The sequence below is a fragment of the Cutibacterium nasicola genome, from assembly GCF_051303185.1.
In the GTDB taxonomy this organism is placed as follows: domain Bacteria; phylum Actinomycetota; class Actinomycetes; order Propionibacteriales; family Propionibacteriaceae; genus Cutibacterium.
In genome coordinates this window covers 250,019-270,439 of sequence record NZ_JBPPGE010000001.1, presented here as the reverse complement: position 1 = coordinate 270,439, position 20,421 = coordinate 250,019, and the positions used below count along the sequence as shown (strand labels likewise).

At 63.8% G+C, this 20,421-nt stretch carries 19 protein-coding genes and 3 pseudogenes; 16 read left to right on the top strand and 6 right to left on the bottom strand.

Features of this window, described 5'->3' with window-relative positions; all coding sequences use genetic code 11:
• Positions 1-21 precede the first annotated feature (21 nt).
• The gene (gene glgX / locus ACSJJT_RS01260; protein WP_435916577.1) at positions 22-2,112 is read right to left on the bottom strand and encodes a glycogen debranching protein GlgX; all 2,091 of its coding nucleotides are present in this window, start codon (positions 2,110-2,112) and stop codon (positions 22-24) included.
• Positions 2,113-2,268: 156 nt separating this feature from the next.
• On the opposite strand from glgX, the gene ACSJJT_RS01255 reads away from it, so the two are divergent.
• From ACSJJT_RS01255 to ACSJJT_RS01240, 4 genes are all read left to right on the top strand, one after another.
• Positions 2,269-3,414 (top strand): cysteine desulfurase family protein, encoded by a 1,146-nt coding sequence (locus tag ACSJJT_RS01255; RefSeq protein WP_435916576.1) that lies wholly within the window; start codon positions 2,269-2,271, stop codon positions 3,412-3,414.
• A 100-nt stretch (positions 3,415-3,514) separates the two neighbouring features.
• Entirely contained in the window at positions 3,515-4,615 is a 1,101-nt protein-coding gene (mnmA, locus tag ACSJJT_RS01250; protein WP_435916575.1) for a tRNA 2-thiouridine(34) synthase MnmA, read from the top strand.
• Positions 4,616-4,650: 35 nt separating this feature from the next.
• Positions 4,651-5,595, top strand: coding sequence for a methionine synthase (locus tag ACSJJT_RS01245; RefSeq protein WP_435917008.1), 945 nt, complete (start codon positions 4,651-4,653; stop codon positions 5,593-5,595).
• An 18-nt stretch (positions 5,596-5,613) separates the two neighbouring features.
• The gene (locus ACSJJT_RS01240; RefSeq protein WP_435916574.1) at positions 5,614-5,826 is read left to right on the top strand and encodes a hypothetical protein; all 213 of its coding nucleotides are present in this window, start codon (positions 5,614-5,616) and stop codon (positions 5,824-5,826) included.
• A gap of 28 nt (positions 5,827-5,854) precedes the next feature.
• Here ACSJJT_RS01240 and ACSJJT_RS01235 read toward each other — a convergent pair whose 3' ends face one another.
• Positions 5,855-6,367 carry a hypothetical protein gene (locus ACSJJT_RS01235; RefSeq protein ID WP_435916573.1) on the bottom strand — a complete coding sequence of 171 codons (513 nt, stop codon included), beginning with the start codon at positions 6,365-6,367 and terminating at the stop codon, positions 5,855-5,857.
• A 6-nt stretch (positions 6,368-6,373) separates the two neighbouring features.
• On the bottom strand, positions 6,374-6,985 hold the full coding sequence (locus tag ACSJJT_RS01230) for an ACT domain-containing protein (protein WP_435916572.1): 612 nt from the start codon (positions 6,983-6,985) through the stop codon (positions 6,374-6,376).
• A 143-nt stretch (positions 6,986-7,128) separates the two neighbouring features.
• Here ACSJJT_RS01230 and gatC point away from each other — a divergent pair, with 143 nt between their 5' ends.
• The 3 genes from gatC to gatB are packed head-to-tail and all read left to right on the top strand — an operon-like array spanning position 7,129 to position 10,452.
• The gene (gene gatC / locus ACSJJT_RS01225; protein ID WP_435916571.1) at positions 7,129-7,452 is read left to right on the top strand and encodes an Asp-tRNA(Asn)/Glu-tRNA(Gln) amidotransferase subunit GatC; all 324 of its coding nucleotides are present in this window, start codon (positions 7,129-7,131) and stop codon (positions 7,450-7,452) included.
• Positions 7,449-8,966: an Asp-tRNA(Asn)/Glu-tRNA(Gln) amidotransferase subunit GatA gene (gene gatA, locus ACSJJT_RS01220; RefSeq protein WP_435916570.1), complete on the top strand. Its 1,518-nt coding sequence runs from the start codon at positions 7,449-7,451 to the stop codon at positions 8,964-8,966. The genes gatC and gatA overlap by 4 nt, the downstream gene beginning before the upstream one ends.
• A complete protein-coding gene (gene gatB, locus ACSJJT_RS01215; protein WP_435916569.1) occupies positions 8,959-10,452 on the top strand; it encodes an Asp-tRNA(Asn)/Glu-tRNA(Gln) amidotransferase subunit GatB in 1,494 nt (497 codons plus the stop codon). The genes gatA and gatB overlap by 8 nt, the downstream gene beginning before the upstream one ends.
• 31 nt (positions 10,453-10,483) lie before the next feature.
• Here gatB and ACSJJT_RS01210 read toward each other — a convergent pair whose 3' ends face one another.
• The gene (locus ACSJJT_RS01210) at positions 10,484-11,119 is read right to left on the bottom strand and encodes a TIGR03085 family metal-binding protein (RefSeq protein WP_435916568.1); all 636 of its coding nucleotides are present in this window, start codon (positions 11,117-11,119) and stop codon (positions 10,484-10,486) included.
• Between the two features lie 88 nt (positions 11,120-11,207).
• Here ACSJJT_RS01210 and hisI point away from each other — a divergent pair, with 88 nt between their 5' ends.
• The 9 genes and pseudogenes from hisI to ACSJJT_RS01165 all read left to right on the top strand — a co-directional run bounded on the left by hisI (position 11,208) and on the right by ACSJJT_RS01165 (position 18,370).
• The gene (hisI, locus tag ACSJJT_RS01205) at positions 11,208-11,582 is read left to right on the top strand and encodes a phosphoribosyl-AMP cyclohydrolase (RefSeq protein WP_435916567.1); all 375 of its coding nucleotides are present in this window, start codon (positions 11,208-11,210) and stop codon (positions 11,580-11,582) included.
• Positions 11,582-13,081: an anthranilate synthase component I gene (trpE, locus tag ACSJJT_RS01200; protein WP_435916566.1), complete on the top strand. Its 1,500-nt coding sequence runs from the start codon at positions 11,582-11,584 to the stop codon at positions 13,079-13,081. The genes hisI and trpE overlap by 1 nt, the downstream gene beginning before the upstream one ends.
• A 419-nt stretch (positions 13,082-13,500) precedes the next feature.
• Positions 13,501-13,721: pseudogene (locus ACSJJT_RS01195) on the top strand (HGxxPAAW family protein).
• Positions 13,722-14,521, top strand: a pseudogene (gene trpC, locus ACSJJT_RS01190) (indole-3-glycerol phosphate synthase TrpC). It begins immediately after the preceding pseudogene.
• 29 nt (positions 14,522-14,550) lie between these two features.
• The gene (trpB, locus tag ACSJJT_RS01185; protein WP_435916565.1) at positions 14,551-15,807 is read left to right on the top strand and encodes a tryptophan synthase subunit beta; all 1,257 of its coding nucleotides are present in this window, start codon (positions 14,551-14,553) and stop codon (positions 15,805-15,807) included.
• Positions 15,804-16,637, top strand: coding sequence for a tryptophan synthase subunit alpha (gene trpA, locus ACSJJT_RS01180; RefSeq protein WP_435916562.1), 834 nt, complete (start codon positions 15,804-15,806; stop codon positions 16,635-16,637). Before trpB ends, trpA begins: the two co-directional genes overlap by 4 nt.
• Positions 16,634-17,473, top strand: coding sequence for a prolipoprotein diacylglyceryl transferase (gene lgt, locus ACSJJT_RS01175; RefSeq protein ID WP_435916561.1), 840 nt, complete (start codon positions 16,634-16,636; stop codon positions 17,471-17,473). The genes trpA and lgt overlap by 4 nt, the downstream gene beginning before the upstream one ends.
• Before the next feature lie 229 nt (positions 17,474-17,702).
• Positions 17,703-18,071, top strand: a pseudogene (locus tag ACSJJT_RS01170) (hypothetical protein); the annotation flags it as partial.
• Entirely contained in the window at positions 18,068-18,370 is a 303-nt protein-coding gene (locus ACSJJT_RS01165) for a hypothetical protein (RefSeq protein ID WP_435916560.1), read from the top strand. The pseudogene ACSJJT_RS01170 and the gene ACSJJT_RS01165, both read left to right, overlap by 4 nt.
• 444 nt (positions 18,371-18,814) lie before the next feature.
• Here the strand turns inward: ACSJJT_RS01165 and ACSJJT_RS01160 are convergent, their stop codons facing one another.
• Both ACSJJT_RS01160 and ACSJJT_RS01155 read right to left on the bottom strand, forming a co-directional pair.
• Positions 18,815-19,474: an HdeD family acid-resistance protein gene (locus tag ACSJJT_RS01160; RefSeq protein WP_435916559.1), complete on the bottom strand. Its 660-nt coding sequence runs from the start codon at positions 19,472-19,474 to the stop codon at positions 18,815-18,817.
• 22 nt (positions 19,475-19,496) lie between these two features.
• Positions 19,497-20,360 carry a MurR/RpiR family transcriptional regulator gene (locus ACSJJT_RS01155; protein ID WP_435916558.1) on the bottom strand — a complete coding sequence of 288 codons (864 nt, stop codon included), beginning with the start codon at positions 20,358-20,360 and terminating at the stop codon, positions 19,497-19,499.
• Positions 20,361-20,421: the final 61 nt, after the last annotated feature.

Here is a 20,421-nt window from a genome sequence, read left to right as displayed (position 1 = left end):
GCGTGTACCCGATGTCTGGGATCAGGCCTCGTCCCTGGCCAACGAGGCCTGCATGACGACGACACACCTGCTGGGCAGGGTGATCGACCGTCCGGCAGGGACCGGCTCGTCAGGGATTTCGCCAGGTAGGGCCGTGGAGGCAGCCACCTTCCAGGACTCACCCCAGCGGGGACTCGGCAGGATGATTTCGGTCGGGTGATCACCGGCGTGGAACCAGATGAGGAAGGCCTCGTTGTCGTCGGAGGTGTACATGCCCAGGGTGCGACGACCTTCGTCATGCCAATCGTCGGTGACCATCTCGCCACCGTGACCGGAGAACCACGCCAGGTCGGCCCGGCGTGGGCGCTCATCGGTCGAGAGACCCACAGGATCATGGTGCCGGTAGATCGAGGGGCGTAGGGCAGGGTGCTCGCGGCGTAGGGCGGTGAGGGTGCGGACGAGGTCGGTGACGTCGGACCAGCCCTCGGCGTCGTCCCAGTCCATCCACGAGATGGGGGAGTCCTGGCAGTAGGCGTTGTTGTTGCCCTGCTGGGTACGACCCATCTCGTCGCCGGCGGTGATCATCGGTACACCGGTGGCCAGCAGCAAGGTGGCAATGAGGTTGCGGACCTGACGATGACGCAGCATGACGATGGACTGGTCGGTCGTCTCACCTTCCCAGCCACAGTTCCAGGAGCGGTTGTCATTGGATCCGTCGTGGTTGTCCTCGCCATTGTCCTGATTGTGCTTCATGTCATAGGTGACGAGGTCACGCATGGTGAAGCCGTCATGGGCGGTGATGAAGTTGATGCTCGAGGCCGGCTGATCGTAGAGGTCCGGGGATCCGCACAGACGGGTGGCGAATTCCTCGACCCCACAGACGGCACCGCGCCAGAAATCGCGGATGTAGTTGCGGAAGCGGTCATCCCACTCGCTCCAATGGGGGCCCCAGGCGCCCACCTGATAACCGTAGGGGCCCAGATCCCACGGCTCGGCGATGTGCTTGACCTTGTTGAGGACCGGATCGTCAACGAGGGCCTGCTTGAACGGATGGTTCTGGTCGACCTCGTGGGACTTGTCGCGGATGAGGGTGGTTGCCAGGTCGTAGCGGAAACCGTCAACACCCATCTCGGTGACCCAATACCGCAGGGAGTCGAGAACCAAGGCGAGGACTTCTGGATGGGAGGTGTCGAGCGAGTTGCCACAACCAGTGACGTCGTAGTCGTTGCGGTGGTCGTTGGTGAGACGGTAATAGGACTCATGGTCGATGCCACGGAAGGACAGCGTCGGTCCCTCGTGGCCACCCTCGCCGGTGTGGTTGTAGACAACGTCAAGGATGACCTCGATACCGGCCTCGTGGAAGGCCGTCACCATCTCCTTGAACTCGCGCACCTGGGCGCCCAGGGAACCCACCGAGCAGTACGCGGCGTGCGGGGCGAAGAATCCCAGGGTGTTGTATCCCCAGTAGTTCGACAGACCGCGTCCCACGACGAAAGGCTCAGAGACGAACTGCTGGACGGGCAGCAACTCGATGGCATTGACACCGATGGACGTGAGGTGCTCGATGACGGCTGGGTAGGCCAGACCTGCGTAGGTGCCACGTAGGTGCTCGGGGACGAGGGGATGGAGCCGGGTGTGACCCTTGACGTGGGTCTCGTAGATGACCAACTCGCTGATGTCACGGCGATACTCGATGGGCTTGGGGGGCTCGGAATCCTCGATCACCACGGCAAGCGGGACCGAGGTCGCGTCGTCGGTCGGGTCTGGCTCGTAGTTGGACTCCGGGGTGTGATCCATGATTGGTCCGTGATAGTCGACACCAGCCGTGATGGCCTTGGCGTAAGGGTCGAGCAGCAGCTTGGCCGGGTTGAACCTCATGCCGCTGTCGGGATCCCACGGGCCGTGAACTCGGTATCCGTAGCGCCGACCGGCTGTGACGTCGGGGACCTCAATCGTCCAGACACCATGCTCGTTCATGGTCATGTCGTAGTTGACCTGTGACCTGTCGTCTGCCACAAGTGCCAGCTCAACACGCTCTGCGCGTGGCGCCCACAACCCGAAACGGCAACCGCCGTCGATGAGGGTGGAGCCAAGCGCACTGGTGTCGAATGACGCCGTGTTGGTGTCGGTCACAGTAAGGGCCTTTCGTCGGGGATGATGATCGGAACGTCAGTGGGCCGACGGATCATTTTAGTCTGAGTCGGTCGCGGCGTCTGCAGAAGCGAGAACGCGCAATTCCACACCTTGCCAATCGGCAGTAGCGTCAAGGAATCGTCAGGAAGGACAGGTATGTCGCAATCGCAGCTCGGCTCAGTACATCACGGTCGTGCCTATTTCGACCACGCGGCGACCTCGCCGCTGCGCCCGGAAGCTCTGGCCGCGATGGTCGAACCAGTGCCGGGAAATCCTGGCGCCATTCACGGTTCAGGCCGCGCCTCGAGGGCTTTGCTGGAGGATGCCAGGGAGGAGGTCGCCAGCCTGCTCGGTGTCGGTCCGCTGGAGATCGTGTTCACCAGCGGAGGAACAGAGGCGGACATGCTGGGCCTCATGGGAGCGGTTCGCCATGGTCACGCACTGGTCTCCGCCGTGGAGCATCCCGCTGTCGCCACGGTGACCTCGCCGTGGTTGCTCGGTCAGCGTGCCGGAGTGCTCCCGGTTGACGACACGGGAGTTGTCGACCCTGACTCGATTGCCGCGAGCCCATTAAGCAATGACCTTGATGTCGTCTCGGTGATGGCCGTCAACAACGAGACCGGCGCATGCCAGCCCGTCGATCAGATCGCGGACAAGACTCATCGGGCCGGAGCCCTCATGCACACCGACGCCGTCCAAGCCCTCGGTCACGTCCCGGCGGACCTCGACGGGTGGGGGGTGGATCTGGCCTCCTTGTCCGCACACAAGATCGGTGGACCCGTCGGGATCGGGGCCCTGTGGGTTCGCAGAGGCGTCGAGGTGCATCCGGTCGCCCCGGGAGGTGGGCAGCAGTATGGGATTCGCTCCGGTACTCAGCCGGTTGCGCTGGCTCGAGGCTTCGCGGCTGCTCTGCGGGCCTGCCTCAGCGAGTTCGGTGAGAAGGCTCCTCAATGGCAGGCCTGGAGGAATCGGATCGTTGAGTCGTGCCGACGGATCCCGGGGGTCTGTGTGGACGATGCCACCATGACGAGCCCCACGATCATTCACCTCAGTGTTGCCGGAGCGCGCGGGACTGACGTCGTCATGCTCGCGGACCGGGACGGGGTCGACCTTTCAGCCGGGTCAGCATGCCATGCCGGGGTTTCCCGTCCCTCACCGACAATGCTGGCCATGGGTCGCGATGACGAGGCAGCCGCGTCGGGAGTGAGGATCTCGATGGGGCACACCACCACCGAGACTGACATTGATCGTCTGCTCACCATCCTACCTGCGGTCATTGCGCAGGCCAAGGGGGCGCGGTGAGTCGGCGTCAACCCCTATCATCGAGATCCTGCCGGGATCTCGTACCCCATTGATCTAGTGATTGATCTGGGCCCCTGCACGACCACGGAGAGGAAGCACTGTGAAGGTTCTCGCTGCCATGTCGGGAGGAGTCGACTCCGCTGTCGCTGCAGCCCGTCTCGTCGCGGCAGGCCATGACGTCACCGGTGTGCATCTGGCGCTGTCACGCAATCCGCGATCCCATCGCGAGGGGTCACGAGGATGCTGTTCGCTGGAGGATTCCTTTGACGCCAGGCGGGCCGCAGACAGGCTTGGGATCCCGTTCTACGTGTGGGATTTCTCCGATCGCTTCGCCGAGGAGGTCATCGATCCCTTCATCGCCGAGTACCGGGCCGGTCGAACCCCCAACCCCTGCCTGCGATGCAACGAGAGGATCAAGTTCGCTGCTCTGCTGGAACGTGGTCTCGACCTGGGATATGACGCCGTCGCCACCGGCCATTACGCCCGAACCGAGGTCGTCGATGGCACGACGAAGCTGTACCGCTCGGTAGACCTGGGCAAGGACCAGTCCTACGTGCTCGCCGTCCTCAACCAGGATCAGCTCGCCCATTCGCTGTTCCCGCTCGGGGATTCCCTCAAGACCGCTGTGCGACGAGAAGCGGCAGAACTCGGTCTGTCGGTGGCCGACAAACCCGATTCCAATGACATCTGCTTCATCCCTGACGGGGACACGCCCGGCTGGCTGTCGGAGAAGATCGGCTCGGCCGACGGAGTGATCCGCGATGAGTCAGGGGCTGTCGTCGGTCATCATGATGGGTATCACCACTTCACCATCGGTCAGCGCAGAGGCCTTCGGCTCGGGGTCCCCGCTCCCGACGGCAAGCCGCGATATGTCCTCGACGTCGAACCGGTCAACAACACCGTGGTCGTGGGAGGTGTTGAGGGTTTGACCGTCCGCCACATCGAGGCCATCCGGCCGGTGTGGTGTTCCGGAGAACCTGCCAGGACCTGGCGTGGCCAGGTTCAGGTGAGGGCCCATGGGGATCCGGTTGAGACCACGATCACCACGGTTGCCGGTGGGGTGACGATGGACCTCGAGGAAACCCTGCGTGGAGTCGCTCCTGGCCAGGCGGCGGTGTTCTACGACGGTGACCTCGTCGTCGGATCAGCAACCATCTGCGGGACGGATCGGGCGGGGACGACAGCGGAGCAGGCAGCATGATCGCCACTGGTATCGGGTCACTGCCGGGCACTGACATGCGTGGCAGCCTGGCTGCAATGGCCGAGATCTTCGACGAGCTCATCGCCCTGCCAGAGCTGCCGGCCCGTGGAGCCGGTGCTCAGATGGTGGGGAGGGCGACGGCTTTCCTCGTTGATCTGCCGGTTGATCATGGCCCGGGCGGATGGCGGCTCGCGGACGCCACTGACCATGCCGCTCGCTCAGCGCGATCCCTTCTGCGCAGTGACCTCGATGACCTCGAGGAGGTGCTGGTCGACGGGGAGGCCACCGTCAAGATCTCGGTGGCCGGTCCGCTCACCCTTGCCACGTGCCTGCACCTGCGCGCCGGAGAGTCGATCCTCGCGGATGCCTCGGCCCTCAACGACGTCACGGCCAGCCTGGCCGAAGGAATCAGCCAGCTCCTGACCGAACTGCGACGCCGGATGCCGCGCGTGACCTGGACGATGCAGGTCGACGAGCCAGCGGCCCCCGCGGTCCTGTCGGGGGCGATTCCGACTCAGTCAGGTCTGTACCGGCACCCCGCGATGGAGGAGACCACGGCGACTCAGCTGTGGCAGACGGTCGTGGGAGGCTGCGACGACGTTCCGGTGGGAATGCACTGTTGTGGCCACCCGATCCCGTGGTCCATGGCATGCAAGGCCGGATTCGCCACGATGTGGTGCGAGATCACCGACGCGATGTCATTGAATTGCGTCGCGCAATGGGTGGAGTCAGGTGGACGACTGGGCATGGGAGTCGTCGACACCATGAAGGTCGATCAGGTGCCACCAGTGGATCGCCTCATCGACAGGATGCTGTGGCTGGCACGACGCCTCCAGGTCGATCCCGCCGTGTTGAGGACCGGTGTCCTGACGCCTGCGTGCGGGCTGGCCGGATGGTCGCGGCAGGCGGCTGCCGAGGTCTGCCGGACGGTGAGACGGGCTGCTGACCTCGTCGATGAGCAGCTGGACCGGGCAGGCTGACCAGGTAGGGTTCCGACCGTGGGTTTCTTCACCAATCTCAACCTTGACGGCCAGACGCCGAAGCGCACTCGGCCGCGTGTCGGTGAGGAACGGTGGGCTCCGACCGCAGTCCCGACCACGAAGCGCAAGAAGGTGCAACGAGTTCTCGCACCCATCGCCTTCGTCGTCGCCCTCGCGATGTTGGTGGGAGTGGGGTACTACTTCTTCCGCATCCTCGTCATGGGTGGGTGACGAGCGCCTGCACGGTGTCGCGCTGGCGTCAGATGATGAGGTGGAATCCGTACTGGGTCGCCAGGGCCAGCAGGTAACACCGAATGAAGAATCCGAGGGTGACCCACAGCGAAAACCACCAGAAGTGCATCTTGGTCGTCGCTGCGTAGATGACGACGAGGTAGACCGGCGGGACACCGGTGATGGCCGAGAAGAACAGCAGCGGCATTCCCCATCGGGGGGTCTCGACCACGTGGGCAGCCGTGTCATTCCAACGTCGCAGGCGCCACCTCCACGATCCCTCCGGAACCGGTTTGGGTTCCTTGTGCTTGATCCATCGCGAATTTGATCCGCGCCGGATACCGATGACCATGATCTGCTTGCCGACGCCGTGGCCAAGACCCAGTCCCAGCGCGACTTCCAGTGGGCCCAGCAGCTTGGATCCCAGGGCGCCGACGATGAACAACTCCGAATTGAGCACCGGCACCAAGCTGGAAGCCACGCCGAAGGCGAAGGCTGACAGAACCTGGTACCAGAACTGCCAGGTGAGATAGACCTCCATGTGGCCTCAGTTGGCCAGAGCGGCCATGTGCTGAAGACGGTTGAGCTCGGAAGCCAGGAATCCCGGACCTCCCTGACGCCCAGCAACCAAGCAGCGCCCCCCTGACAACGGAACAGCGGCGATGACGGTGTCACCCCATCCCGGCATCCAGCCGGCCTCGAGCTCGGCGACATGGGAGTGATCCAGCGGCGTCAAGCGTGCGATGCCCTCAGGAGTGAATTCTGGAGACAGGGCAGTCGAAATGATGACCTGCTCATCGGCACCAAAGAGTGCCGCCCACTGAGTGTGAAAGACGACCGGAACGGCGCCGCAGAGAACTTCAGCGGAATGCTTCGGGTCCTCGGACATCCGATTCAAGGCTGCAATGTCGGACTCGATACTCCAGTTCTCCAGATATCTGCTCAGCCACAACACATGAACTCCGTCGAGCATGTCGCAGGCCGATACCAGGGTGTCAGGCATCGTGGTGGGGGGAAGGGTCAAAATGAAGTCGTCAATGACGTAGCCATCGCCCTTTTCGACAATCTCAATCGCGGATATGTCGGCGTTGGCGGTGCCCATGGCGGTCGCCACCGAGCCCAGGGAACCCGGCGTGTCTGGCAGCTGAATACGAATCATGAGCACTCACTCATTGTTGCGGGTCGATCCGACGATCCCAAACTGAATCCGTGTTCCGGCGGGTCACCATCGGGGGTGAAGGAGCTTATGTGGCAGTCATGTCGACCAGTAGTCCTAGGATGGTCCGAGGGCATTCCGCCCCCATGCCGTCAACCAGGAGATTCATCGTGGCCCTCACGCCGGATGACGTCGTTCGCCTGGCCGGCTTGGCACGCATCGACCTCACCGGCGACGAGACCGCGTATCTGGCTCCTCAGCTTGACGCGATCCTCGACGCGGTGGCCGCAGTGTCAGCCGTCGCCACCGACGACGTGCCACCTACTTCGCACGCTCTGCCGCTGTCCAACGTCTTCCGCGAGGACGTCATCAAGGAGTCGATGTCGGCTGATGATGCCCTGAGAATGGCCCCTCGTAGTGAGGATCAGCGCTTCCGCGTGCCCCGCATCCTGGACGAGGAGGCACAGTGAACGAGCTTGTCACCCTGACCGCCGCCGAACTCGGCGCGCGAATTGCGTCCCGTGACGTCTCCAGTGAGGAGGTCACGCAGGCGCACCTGGACCGCATTGACGAGGTCGACGCTGACGTGCATGCCTTCCTGTTGGTTGACCACGACGGCGCCCTGGAGACTGCCCGACGTATCGACTCCCGGATCGTCCACGGTGAGAAGCTCGGCCCGCTGGCCGGCGTGCCGCTGGCCGTGAAGGATCTCTTCTGCACCAAGGGACTGGCCACCACGGCCTCGTCCCGAATGCTGGAGGGATGGATCCCGCCCTATGACTCGACCATCGTCACCCGATGCAAGGACGTCGGCATGGTGGTCCTGGGCAAGACGAATCTGGACGAGTTCGCAATGGGTTCCTCGACCGAGACCTCTGCCTTCGGCCCCACCCACAACCCGTGGGATCTTGATCGGGTTCCTGGTGGCTCGGGTGGCGGATCTGCTGCCAGCCTGGCCGCTTTCCAGTCCCCGTTGGCTCTCGGCACCGACACCGGCGGATCCATTCGTCAGCCCGGTGCGGTGACCGGCACCGTCGGCATCAAGCCGACCTACGGATCGACGTCCCGGTACGGTGTCATTGCCATGGCCTCCTCCCTGGACACCCCTGGGCCCTGCGCTCGTACCGTCCTGGATGCGGCCTTGCTGCACCAGGTGATAGCCGGTCATGACTCGATGGACCAGACGACCATTGACCGACCTACTCCCGACATCGTCGTGGCTGCGAGTCAGCCGGACGTCGCCGGCATGCGGATCGGCGTGGTCACCGAATTCGCCGGCGAAGGGTATGACCCGCAGGTCGAGGCCCGATTCAACGAGGCCCTCGAGATCCTGACGAAGGCCGGCGCAGAGATCGTCGAGGTCTCCTGCCCCAACTTCGACCTGGCCCTGCCTGCCTACTACCTCATCCAGCCTGCCGAGGTTTCCAGCAACTTGTCCCGCTACGACGCCATGCGCTACGGCCTACGCGTCGACGATGACGGCAGGCACTCCGCCGAGCAGGTCATGCGGGCCACCCGTGGTGCCGGATTCGGCGCCGAGGCCAAACGTCGCATCATCCTGGGTACGTATGCCTTGTCAGCCGGCTACTACGACGCCTACTACGGCTCGGCCCAGAAGGTCCGCACCCTCATCCAGCGTGACTTCGAGAAGGCCTGGCACAGCTGTGACGTGCTCGTCTCCCCGGCCACCCCGACGACGGCATTCCGGTTGGGGGAGCGCACCGCCGACCCGATGGCGATGTACCGCTCCGACCTGTGCACCATCCCGGCCAACATGGCCGGCAGTCCTGCCGGATCCTTCCCGATTGGCTTGTCCGAGACCAACGGTATGCCCGTCGGTATGCAGGTGATGGCCCCGATCATGGCGGATGACCGCGTCTATCGGGTGGGTGCGGCGCTGGAACGGCTGCTGAACGAGATGTGGGGTGCCCCGCTGCTGGCGAAGGCTCCCGAGCTGAGGGGAGAGGAGGGGCACGATGACTGACGAACTGCTGCCCTATGACGAGGTGATGGCCGACTACGAGCCAGTCATCGGACTCGAGGTTCACGTCGAGCTGTCGACGGCGACCAAGATGTTCTGCGGATGTTCCACGGACACCGAGAAGGATCCCAACACCAACGTCTGCCCGGTCTGTCTGGGGCTTCCGGGGTCGATGCCGGCCATCAACGGTCGCGCCGTGGAGTCGGCCACTCGCATCGGCCTGGCCCTCAACTGCACGATCGCCGAGTACTGTCGAATGGCCCGGAAGAACTACTTCTACCCGGACATGACGAAGAATTACCAGACCTCCCAGTACGATGAGCCGATCTGCTATGACGGCTGGCTCGACGTCGAGGTCGACGGCGAGATCTTCCGTGTCGACATCGAGCGTGCCCACATGGAGGAGGACGCCGGGAAGTCCTTGCACGTCGGCGGCTCCGACGGACGTATCTCAGGTGCCAGCCACTCCCTCATGGACTACAACCGTGCTGGCGTTCCGCTCATCGAGATCGTCACCAAGCCGATTCGTGGGTTGGGAGCCAAGGCGCCCCAGGTTGCACGGGCCTACATGGCTCAGCTGCGCGACATCATGATAGCCCTGGGTGTCTCTGAGGCCAGGATGGAGCGCGGCAACCTGCGTTGCGACGCCAACGTTTCCCTCATGCCGCGTGGCAGTAGCACCCTGGGCACCCGCACTGAGACCAAGAACGTCAACTCGCTGCGCTCGGTCGAGGGAGCCCTGACCTACGAGATCCAGCGTCAGGGATTCATCCTGTCCGAGGGACGCAAGGTCCGTCAGCAGACCCGGATGTGGCAGGAGAGCGGCGAGTACACCATCGCTGGACGTGACAAGTCCGACGCCGAGGACTACCGCTACTTCCCCGAGCCTGACCTGGTGCCGATCGCGCCGTCTCGGGAATGGGTGGAGGATCTTCGCGCCAGGCTGCCGGAGCTACCGGCTGCCAAGAAGGCGCGTCTGGCCTCCCAGTGGCAGTTCTCCGAGCTGGAGATGACTGCGGTCGTCAATGCCGGCGCCCTCGATCTCCTGGAGGAGACCGTCAATGCCGGATGCCAGCCAGCTGCGGCGCGCAAGTGGTGGCTCACCGAGCTGTCCCGTCGTGCCAACGAGGCCGGGGTGGACCTGTCGGAGGTCGGTATGACCCCGACTCAAGTCGCCCAACTGCAGGAGCTCGTCGATGACGGCACTCTCACCGACAAGCTGGCTCGTCAGGTCATTGACGGCGTCATCGCTGGTGAGGGAGATCCTCAGCAGGTGGTCGGTGGCCGCGGTCTGGCCGTCGTCTCCGACGATGCCGCCCTGGGCGCGGCTGTTGACGGTGTCATCGCTGCCAACCCGCAGATTGCCGAGAAAATCCGCGGCGGCAAGGTCCAGGCCGTCGGCGCGCTCATCGGTCAGGTCATGAAGGCCATGAAGGGACAGGCAGACGCAAAGCGGGTCAGGGAGCTCATCCTTGAGAAGCTGTCCTGACCCACACGGTTGGGTTCGTGCGTTCCGGCCCTCACAACGAGTGGTCGGAGCGCATGAACTCGGAGATGGTGGCCGGCTCGCCGAGAACATCGACCTGAGCGACCGAAGTGCGCCCGGTGAGCAGCAGCAGGATTTCCGAAGCTGCACCGACGATGGTGACGATGCGGTCACCAGGGTGAAGGGTGAGGGGGTCCTTGAACTCGGTCATCTCAACGCGCACGCCCACAGGGCAGCGACGAGTCAGAGCACGTCCGTGCTTTCGGATGATCCTCGCGAGCCCAAGCTCAGTACGGTGGTCCAACTGCCGGGGTTGCCAGCCGGGCTGGGCCCGGAGCAGATCCTCATGGTGAATGAAGTACTCCATAGAGTTGGCGGCAGCGTCCATTCCCGGGATGCGGAAGATCGAGAAACGATCTGGCCCGTGGGCGAAACGTACCACCTGATCCTCGAAGGATCCGGAAGCTTCCAATTTGTCGGCACGAGCCTGGGTGACGGCGTCGAAGACACTGACGGCCATGCCAGGGACGGCCAACGGATCATTCTCCCGGAGCAGGACGTGGGTCAACAGGTCTCGGGCCGTCCAGCCCTCGCACAGAGTCGGGGCATCGGGGCCAAGTCGTGACAGGTCTGCAGCCAGTCCGGCCCGTTCATCTCGTGCAATGGACATTGAGGTCCTCCTTCGAGCTATGGGTCCATCTTGCCAGCACTGGTCCGACACGCGGCGGGGGCTCCCACTGTCGGGGGTTCGGTGTTCAATGAGGCCCGTGCTGACTGAAGAACATCCTCTCGATTCCGGCATCGCAGCGCGTCTGCGACGCAACGACGCTGGTCTGGTGCCCGCCGTGGTCCAGGACGCCACCACTGGGGACGTCCTCATGATGGCTTGGATGGACGATGTCGCCCTGGCCCGTACCTTGACCACCCGTCGTGCGACATACTGGTCCCGATCGCGTCAGGAGTACTGGGTCAAGGGGGAGACGTCAGGCCACACCCAGCACGTTCGCTCAGTTCAACTCGACTGTGACGGCGACACCCTGCTACTGCGCGTCGACCAGGTCGGAGGGGCCTGCCACACCGGGGACCGTACCTGTTTCGACGCCGATGTGCTGCTGGATGAGGAGGCCGAGTGATGATCGACGTCACCCCATCACGTGAGGACTTCGCGGCCCGAGCGGGGGAGCACACTGTCGTCTCGGTGCGGACCACACTGGTCTGCGATGACGACACCCCGATTGGTCTCTACCGGCATCTGTGCGGGAATCGACGACTGACGTTCCTGCTGGAGTCCGCTGAGTCGGGCGTCCGGTCGCGGTGGTCCTTCATCGGGGTCAACACCCGCTGTGCTCTGACCACCGACGGGCGTTCGATGGACTGGATCGGCGAACCGCCTGCTGGGTTGACCGTCAGCGATGACCCGCTTGAGGTCCTCAAGGAGGCCCTGGCCGCCCTGAACACCCTGGCCGAGCCGGGGCTTCCACCCTTGACGAGCGGTTTTGTTGGATATATCGGCTACGACATGGTTCGTCGTCTGGAGGACATCGGGGACGATCTCGTCGATGACCTGGGCCTTCCGGTGGCCTGCCTCATGTTCGTCGGGGAGATGGCGGTGTTCGACCACCAGCGCGGTGAGCTGTGGCTCATCTCCAATCAGGTGGTGGACAACACTGATGTCGATCAGGCCTACGACGACGCGGTTGCCGCCCTCGAGGCGATGGTGACGAGGTTGGCCGAGCCGCGAAAGGTGCTGACGGCCCGAGTCACGGACCGCGTTGTGAGCCAGGTACGACGTCAACGCACGCCCGAAGAGTTCGGCGAGCTGGTCAACACCGCCATCGAGCGGATTCGTGACGGTGACATCTTCCAGGTCGTTCCCAGCCAGCGCTTCGACGTCGAGACCAAGGCCGACGCCCTTGACATCTACCGTCAGCTGCGTCGCACCAATCCCAGCCCCTACCTCTACCTGCTACGACTGCCTGGATTCGACGTCATCGGGTCCTCCCCCGAGGCCCTGGTGACGGTGGTTGACGGCGTTGCGACGACTCACCCCATTGCCGGTACTCGTCCGCGCGGACATACTGCGGTCGAGGACCGGTCCATGGAGGACGAGCTGCTGGCAGACCCCAAGGAGCGTTCCGAGCACACCATGCTCGTCGATCTGGGACGCAACGACCTGGGTCGGGTCTGCGTGCCTGGTACGGTCAACGTCACCGAATTCATGCACGTGGGCCGCTATTCCCACGTCATGCACCTGGAGGCAGTGGTGACCGGACAGATCGTTGACGGCCTGGACGCCGTCGACGTGACGATGTCGTGTTTCCCGGCTGGCACCCTGTCCGGGGCGCCGAAGATCTCCGCCATGCGGATCATCGAGGAGCTCGAGACCACCCGACGTGGCGTCTACGGCGGTGTCGTCGGGTACTTCGACCTGCACGGCAACTCGGACTGCGCCATCGCCATCCGGACCGCCGTTCTCAAGGACGAGGTCGCCCACGTACAGGCCGGGGCCGGAATCGTGCTGGACTCGCTCGCCGCCCAGGAGAATTCCGAGTGTCAGAACAAGGCGGCCGCCGTCATACAGGCAATTCAGGACGCTGGGGCCTTGCATCCGCTGTGGGAGGACGCACAGTGAGGACGTCGATCCGGGCCGGGTGGTGAATGGTTCTTGCCGCCTCCCCGATCCTGGCTGTCATTCTTGTCAGCGTCGCTTCCCGGCACACCTGGATGGAGTGTACCGGAATCGGGCTGACGGGTGCGCGCGTCACGGGCGGACTGATGATTGTCACTCCATGACGATGGGTAGGCCTGTTGGTCGGCTTGTTGCACCGGAGAACTGGTCGCAGATCCGCGATCGGCGTGGGACACTGTGGACAGAGGAGAAGGTCCCACCCTGTCACAGTCCCTGACTCAACCGCGGGCTCTGATCAAGGCAGAACCCGAGTACGTCGAATCGGCGGGATCGTATTCCGGTCAGGTGGCACATGAGGACGGGAGTGGCTCGCACAATGGTCGTCACGTCTGCTCCGGCGGTTGATCAGGATAGGATTATTACTGAATTCGCCGCGTTGCGGGTATCCGACGGCTCCCCCTGACCAGCTCGGGGAGTTCACCCGCATCATCGAGCAGTTGCGTGGATCGTTCCGCGCCTGACCACCGAAGGGAACACCATGAGCGCTGATTGCACCAATTGCACTGTTGGCGGTGCTCTCGTCCTTCTTGGCGGTGTCGTCACCCTGGTGATGCGGGCCGCGGGTGACGGCGGAGCGCGCTGAATGTCGCCCACCGCCACCGGAACAGTTCTTGACGAGATCATCGCTGGTGTTCTCGAGGACCTGCATGAGCGTCAGCTCATGATCACCTCGGACAATCTTCGCGAGGCGATCGAACTCGTCACACCCGCCATCGACCCCATTCCCCGTCTGACCGCTCCTGGTCTGTCGGTCATCTCCGAGGTCAAGAGGTCCAGTCCGTCGAGGGGCCACCTCGCGACGATAGGCGATCCTGCTGCGCTGGCCGATCAGTACCGTATTGGCGGAGCAGCCGCCATCAGTGTTCTTACTGAGGAGCGTCGTTTCCAAGGATCCCTCGCCGACCTCGACGCGGTGCGTGAGAAGGTCGACATTCCGATTCTCCGCAAGGATTTCGTCGTCACCGAGTACCAGGTTCTCGAGGCACGCGCGCACGGCGCCGATCTCGTCCTTCTCATCGTCGCTGCCCTGCCCGACGACGAGCTGCGACGCCTCCACGGCCTTGTGACCGAGCTGGGCATGACCCCATTGGTCGAGGTGCACACCCCCGAAGAGGCCGTTCGGGCAGCAGCCCTTGACCCCCGCCTCGTCGGGGTGAACGCGCGCAACCTCAAGACCCTCGACGTCGACAGCGCCATCTTCGGCACCCTTCTCGGTGAATTGCCAGAGAACGCCGTCAAGGTGGCCGAGTCCGGAATCCTCTGCGTGGACGACGCCGTCGAGGCTCATGAATGTGGTGCCGATGCGGTGCTGGTGGGGGAGATGCTGGTTCGCCACGGGAACCAGCCCAGGTGCTTCGCGAGATCCATGACGCCACCGTCTGACCCCCTGACATCCCACGGAAAGGATGACCATGTCCGCACGAGACCTGCCCGACGCCCAAGGCCACTTTGACGCTTTTGGTGGCCGCTTCGTCCCCGAAGCACTTCAGACTGCCCTTAACCAGCTTGAGGAGACCTTCGAGGCCGCCCTCACTGACCCTGACTTCCATGCCGAGCTGGATGTACTGCGTCGTGACTACGCGGGGCGTCCCTCCCCTCTGACGGAGGCTCCCCGGTTCTCCGAGTACGTGGCTGAGCACACCGGTCGCGAGGTCCGGGTCCTGCTCAAGCGTGAGGACCTCAATCACACCGGTTCACACAAGATCAACAATGTGCTGGGGCAGGTCCTGCTGGCCCGACGGATGGGCAAGCATCGCCTCATCGCCGAGACGGGTGCTGGTCAGCATGGGGTGGCGACGGCCACCGTGGCGGCCCTGATGGGCATGGAGTGCCGGATCTACATGGGCCAGGTCGACACTGAGCGTCAGGCTCTCAACGTCGCTCGTATGCAGCTCCTGGGCGCTGAGGTCGTCGCCGTGAAGGCTGGCTCTCGTACTCTCAAGGACGCCATGAACGAGGCCATGCGTGACTGGGTCGCCCACGTTGACGACACCCATTACCTCATCGGCACTGCCTCGGGTCCGCACCCGTTCCCAAAGCTGGTGCGCGAGTTCCAACGAGTCATCTCGGTCGAGTCGCGCCAGCAGTGTCGCGACCGCACGGGGCGACTCCCGGACGCGGTTTGTGCCTGTGTTGGCGGCGGATCCAACGCCATCGGCTCCTTCGCCCAGTTCATCGACGACCCCGAGGTTCGCCTCTACGGATTCGAGGCTGGCGGCGACGGCCTCGAGACCGGACGTCACGCCGCGTCGATCACCGGAGGTTCGGTCGGCGTGCTGCACGGCACTCGCACCTACATCTTGCAGGACGCGGACGGTCAGACGATGGAGTCCCATTCCATCTCGGCCGGCCTGGACTACCCCGGTGTCGGTCCCGAGCACTCCTGGTTGGCCGCCAACAAGCGAGCCACCTATCTCCCCGTGAACGACCGCGACGCCATGAAGGCTCTGCGCACCCTCACCCAGACCGAGGGCATCATGCCCGCCATTGAGTCGGCTCACGCCGTGGCCGGCGTCCTGCGGATTGCCAAGGACCTGCCGGACCACGACGGTGAGCCGCCGATCGTCATCGTCACCGTGTCGGGACGAGGGGACAAGGACGTCGACACCGCTCTCGCGTGGTTCGACATCGACGGCAGTGTTGACGCCACCACCGGAGGTATGGAATGACCAGTAGTGCGAGTGCCTACCTGAAGGCCCGTGAGGAGAATCGTCCGGCCCTGGTTGGTTACCTGCCGGTGGGGCACCCCTCGGTACCCGATTCCATCGACGCCATGAAGGCTCTCACGACCGGTACGACTGGTATCGGCGTCGATCTCGTCGAGATCGGGATGCCCTATTCCGACCCCATGATGGACGGGACCGTCATCCAGCACGCCACCACTCGAGCACTCGAGCGCGGGGTGCGCACTCGTGACACCCTGCTCGCTGCTGAGGCGGTGGCCGACACCGGCACCCCGTGTGTCGTCATGACCTACTGGAATCTCGTCGAGCACTACGGGGTTGACGCCTATGCCCGAGATCTGGCATCGGCCGGCGGGGCCGGGCTCATCACCCCTGACCTCACTCCTGACGAGGCGGAGGAGTGGATGGCGGTGTCGGAGGCCCATGGTCTGGACCGAGTCTTCCTGGTGGCCCCGTCCTCGACCGACGAGAGGTTGGCCTCCACCGTCGCCGCCTGCCGTGGCTGGGTCTACGCCACCTCCGTCATGGGGGTGACGGGAACTCGTATCCAGACCTCCTCAGCCGCCCCCGAACTGGTGTCTCGCGTCAAGGCCGTCAGCTCACAGATTCCCGTTGGCGTCGGTCTGGGCGTCTCCAACGGTGACCAGGCAGCTGGGGTTGGTTCCTTCGCCGACGGTGTCATCGTCGGGTCCGCTCTTGTCCGCGCCCTCGTCGAGGCGGAGGAGCAAGGGGAGACTGCACACGTCGGTATCGACCGGATGCGCACCATCGTCGATGACCTGGTGTCCGGAGTGCGGCGGGCGCGACTCCAGTGAACCTGCTGTCGATCCCCAGCCCATCGGTCGAGGCCTTTCACCTCGGACCGCTGACGATTCACATTTACGCCCTGTGCATTCTGGCCGGAATCATCATTGCCTACGTCAGTGGCGAGCGTCGCTACCTCTCCCGAGGTGGTAAGCAGGAGCACTTCGAGGAGTTGTGTGCCCTCGCGGTCGTCGCTGGCATCATCGGTGGGCGCCTGTACCACGTCATCACAGACCATCAGCTCTACTTCGGTCCCGGTCGGACCTGGTACCACTGCTTCTACATCTGGGAGGGTGGCCTGGGTATTTGGGGTGCCATCGCCCTGGGGAGCGTGGTGATCTGGCTGTACTGCCGACACAAGGGGATAACGTTCGCCCCGGTGGCCGATTCCCTGGCACCGGGCATCCTGGCCGCTCAGGCCATCGGACGTCTCGGGAACTGGTTCAACCAGGAGCTCTTCGGACGCCCGACGACGCTGCCATGGGGACTCGAGATCGACCTTGCCCATCGACCTTCGGGGTACCTGCAATACTCCACCTTCCATCCCACTTTCTTGTACGAACTGCTGTGGAACCTGGCCGGAGCAGCATTCCTGATCTGGGCGGATCGATGTCGGAAGCTCGACCATGGCCGTTTGTTCACCCTTTACGTAGCGGTCTATACCTTTGGTCGTTTCTGGGTGGAGCGGCTGCGCATTGATCCGGCCCATCACGTGGGACAATGGCGGCTCAACGACGTCACTGCCCTGATGGTCTTCATCGGCGCGGTCGTCATCCTGATCATCCTGCAGCGCCGTCACGGCAAGGATGACGAGTGCAGCGGGCGCCCAGCCGCTCAGGGTGAGTAGCTGTGTCTCGATGAGTCCACAACGCGGACATTCGTGTCAAGGAGTGGTCACCGTGTGACAACCTGTCTCTCGGACCGAGTGTGTTTACAGAATGTGCAACACACCTGCGTGCGTCGAAAGGAGTACTGATGACCTTCGACCACCGTCCACGACGACGCATGTCCCAGATCAAGGCCCGACTGGCTTCTGTCAGGCCTCATGACGAGTGGCTCGATCAGGGCCGCATCGACACGACCGGCCGGTTGACCTGGTCATCTTCGCGATGGGATTCGCCCACCCCGAGCATGATGGAGTCGTCCAGGAGCTTGGTCGGGGATTCGACAGTCGCGAAAACATCGTCCGGAACGACGACTACGAAACCAACGTCTCGGGAGTCTTCGCCTGCAGCGACGCGGGTCGTGGCCAGTCTGTCGTGGTCTGGGCCATCGCGGAGGGACGGGCGGTGGCCAACGGCTTTGACGCGTATCTCAAGGGTTCGCCGTCGGTACTGCCCAAACCGGTCAAGCCCTCTGATCGTCAGATGATGGTCCGAGCTCGACAGGATGAAGCCTTGTGGGTTCGTCAAGGTACACCGAGTGGGAGGAGGTTGCTGGGATGAACGAGGACGAGCAGGATCTCGATTCGGCGATTCACCACGCCGAGGTGCTGACGTGGGTGTGCGTCGCCCTCTTCATGGTGCTTGACGTCGTCGGGCTGACGGCATCGAGCCTGAGCGATCCGCGCTTCGTCCTGGGTGCCTTCGGTGGGGCCGCGTCCTTCCTGGGCTTCATCGGTGCCGGGGTCTGGTGGGCCTGTCTGGCCTCCCAGCGCCGGGCTCGGTCCTTGGACGACCGTCTCGATCACGACCTCGGTATGCAGGACAAGCACGATGATCGCCGTGGGCCGCCCTCCGTCTGATGCTTCGTCATGAATGACGATCTGCGACGCAGACCCACCTCACCATTGACCTCGTCGTGGCCGCTACCTTGACGTTCATTGACGATCGTTTCTGACGCCCAGCATCGGCTGGGTCTGGGAGCGGTGCGGCGGCTCTGGGACATCAGCGCCGTCCACGCCGGTGGCCGACTGCTCGCCCTGCAGTGGATTCCGGTGGGTACGACGTCATCATGCGGATCTGGCTCTCAAGTACTCCACCAAGGTGTGTTGGACGAACAGGTTCTACGTGCACGGCGGGCCGAGTGCCGCCACTTTCGGGCACACCGAGTGGACTGGAACGATCACGATGGTCGAGCCGGTCTGGGCCATCCACGTCGGTCGACGAACATGCGTCACAGCCCGGCCGTCGAACCACCGAACGGACTCGTCGCTGAGGCCTGCCTGGTTGATGACGTCGGACTCATCTCACGGGAGTTCGCGATGGTTCGAGGGCTCCTGAGAAGTGTTGGGGGAATCGACGACCTCGCCCTCGATGACGGTGTTGCGCGGGTTTCGACGCACCGCCGACACAATCGAGCTCGTGACCTTTCGGAGCCCTACTGCGATGGCGATGTTAGCGACTCCGTAGAGCAGGACACCGATGGCCAGCAGCCAACTCATCGCCACCACACCGAATCCGGGGTGAACCACGATGATGATGCCCAGCACGAACAGTCCGACGCCACCGCCGAGCATCCAGCCCCAGGCCTTCTCGGCGATGAACCTCATGGGCAGCGCGAAACCGGTCGCCGCGACGCCGAGGAGAACCAGCCACACGCCGATGAGAATGGCGATGACATGGAGGGAGAATCCGGGGTGGATGACGAGGACGAGGCCAACGATGATGCCGATGATTCCCCAGGCCTTCATGAGCCCGGTGCCGGCCATGCCGTGGAGGGCGTGGGCGTTGATGAGGGTCATGATGGAGTCAACGATGGCGTAGACCCCCACGATCACCACGAGGGCTTCCATGGTCTGGTGGGACCAGACGACAGCCACGACCGCCGCGATGATCGCGAGGATCCCCTTCGTGAGGGGGATCCACCACATTGACTTCCAGGTCTTTGTCAGGGTCTGTGACGACATGGCTCAAGTCTACGTGAGGACCTCAGGTCCGGTGAGTGCTGACTGCCGTTCGGGTGCTGGTCAGGAGGGTTTCAAGATCGTCCATGCACAGCTGAGCGACCCTGGCGAAGAGGAAGTCGATGACGGCCAACTGAGACATTCGGCTAGACATCGCTCCGGCCCGGACCTGGGTTTCGCGGGCTGGGGTGACGAGAACGTGATCCGACAGCTGCGCGACGGGGGACTGGGGCACTCCCGTCATGGCGACCGTCGTGGCACCGTGGGCCCGAGCCACGGTGAGAGCCTCGACGACTTCCTGGGTGCTACCGCTGAACGAGATCCCCACGGCGACGCACGCCTGTCCGCACAGTGCGGCATGGACGAGTTGGACGTGGGTGTCGTTGTGATGCTGGCAGACCAGACCGATGCGTTCCAGCTTCTGGGAGAGATCGTCGGCCACGAGCCCGCTGGAACCGACTCCGAAGAGGACGGTCCGCGGCGCAATGGAGATGGCGCCGGCCACAGCTTCGAGCTCTTCCGGGTCCACCGATCGGGCGGTGTCCTCAATGGTGCGAGCCTCATGGAAGGCGATCTTGGAGATCATCTGTTCCAAGGTGTCGTCAAGCGAGATGGTGCCCTCGGCCACCGACGAGCGCTCCATCTCAATGCTGCGGCGAGACAGGTCACGGGCAAGCTCGGCGCGCAATTCGCGGCAGCCCTTGAGCCCAAGGGCACGACAGAAGCGCACCACGGATGCGGGGGATACCCCGGCAGCTTCGGCGAGCCGGCTGGTTGATGCTTCGAGTGCCCAGTCCGGTTCAGCAAGGACCACTGCGGCAACCTGCGCCTCCGCCGGGCGCATGGTGGACCTGGCCATGTCAATGCGAGGCAACAGACTGCCAGCCATATGAAATGCCCTTCCGTAAACAATGATACTCGTGTAATATCGTTTCACGTCATCTGAACTG

Bases quoted from the DNA above. Each gene is read 5' to 3' on its own strand.
- ACSJJT_RS01255 (WP_435916576.1), top strand. From the start codon at position 2,269: ATGTCGCAATCGCAGCTCGGCTCAGTACATCACGGTCGTGCCTATTTC.
- ACSJJT_RS01245 (WP_435917008.1), top strand. From the start codon at position 4,651: ATGCGTGGCAGCCTGGCTGCAATGGCCGAGATCTTCGACGAGCTCATC.
- ACSJJT_RS01235 (WP_435916573.1), bottom strand. From the start codon at position 6,367: ATGGAGGTCTATCTCACCTGGCAGTTCTGGTACCAGGTTCTGTCAGCC.
- ACSJJT_RS01230 (WP_435916572.1), bottom strand. From the start codon at position 6,985: ATGATTCGTATTCAGCTGCCAGACACGCCGGGTTCCCTGGGCTCGGTG.
- gatC (WP_435916571.1), top strand. From the start codon at position 7,129: ATGCCGTCAACCAGGAGATTCATCGTGGCCCTCACGCCGGATGACGTC.
- gatB (WP_435916569.1), top strand. From the start codon at position 8,959: ATGACTGACGAACTGCTGCCCTATGACGAGGTGATGGCCGACTACGAG.
- ACSJJT_RS01210 (WP_435916568.1), bottom strand. From the start codon at position 11,119: ATGTCCATTGCACGAGATGAACGGGCCGGACTGGCTGCAGACCTGTCA.
- hisI (WP_435916567.1), top strand. From the start codon at position 11,208: ATGAGGCCCGTGCTGACTGAAGAACATCCTCTCGATTCCGGCATCGCA.
- trpE (WP_435916566.1), top strand. From the start codon at position 11,582: ATGATCGACGTCACCCCATCACGTGAGGACTTCGCGGCCCGAGCGGGG.
- trpB (WP_435916565.1), top strand. From the start codon at position 14,551: ATGTCCGCACGAGACCTGCCCGACGCCCAAGGCCACTTTGACGCTTTT.
- trpA (WP_435916562.1), top strand. From the start codon at position 15,804: ATGACCAGTAGTGCGAGTGCCTACCTGAAGGCCCGTGAGGAGAATCGT.
- ACSJJT_RS01165 (WP_435916560.1), top strand. From the start codon at position 18,068: ATGAACGAGGACGAGCAGGATCTCGATTCGGCGATTCACCACGCCGAG.
- ACSJJT_RS01160 (WP_435916559.1), bottom strand. From the start codon at position 19,474: ATGTCGTCACAGACCCTGACAAAGACCTGGAAGTCAATGTGGTGGATC.
- ACSJJT_RS01155 (WP_435916558.1), bottom strand. From the start codon at position 20,360: ATGGCTGGCAGTCTGTTGCCTCGCATTGACATGGCCAGGTCCACCATG.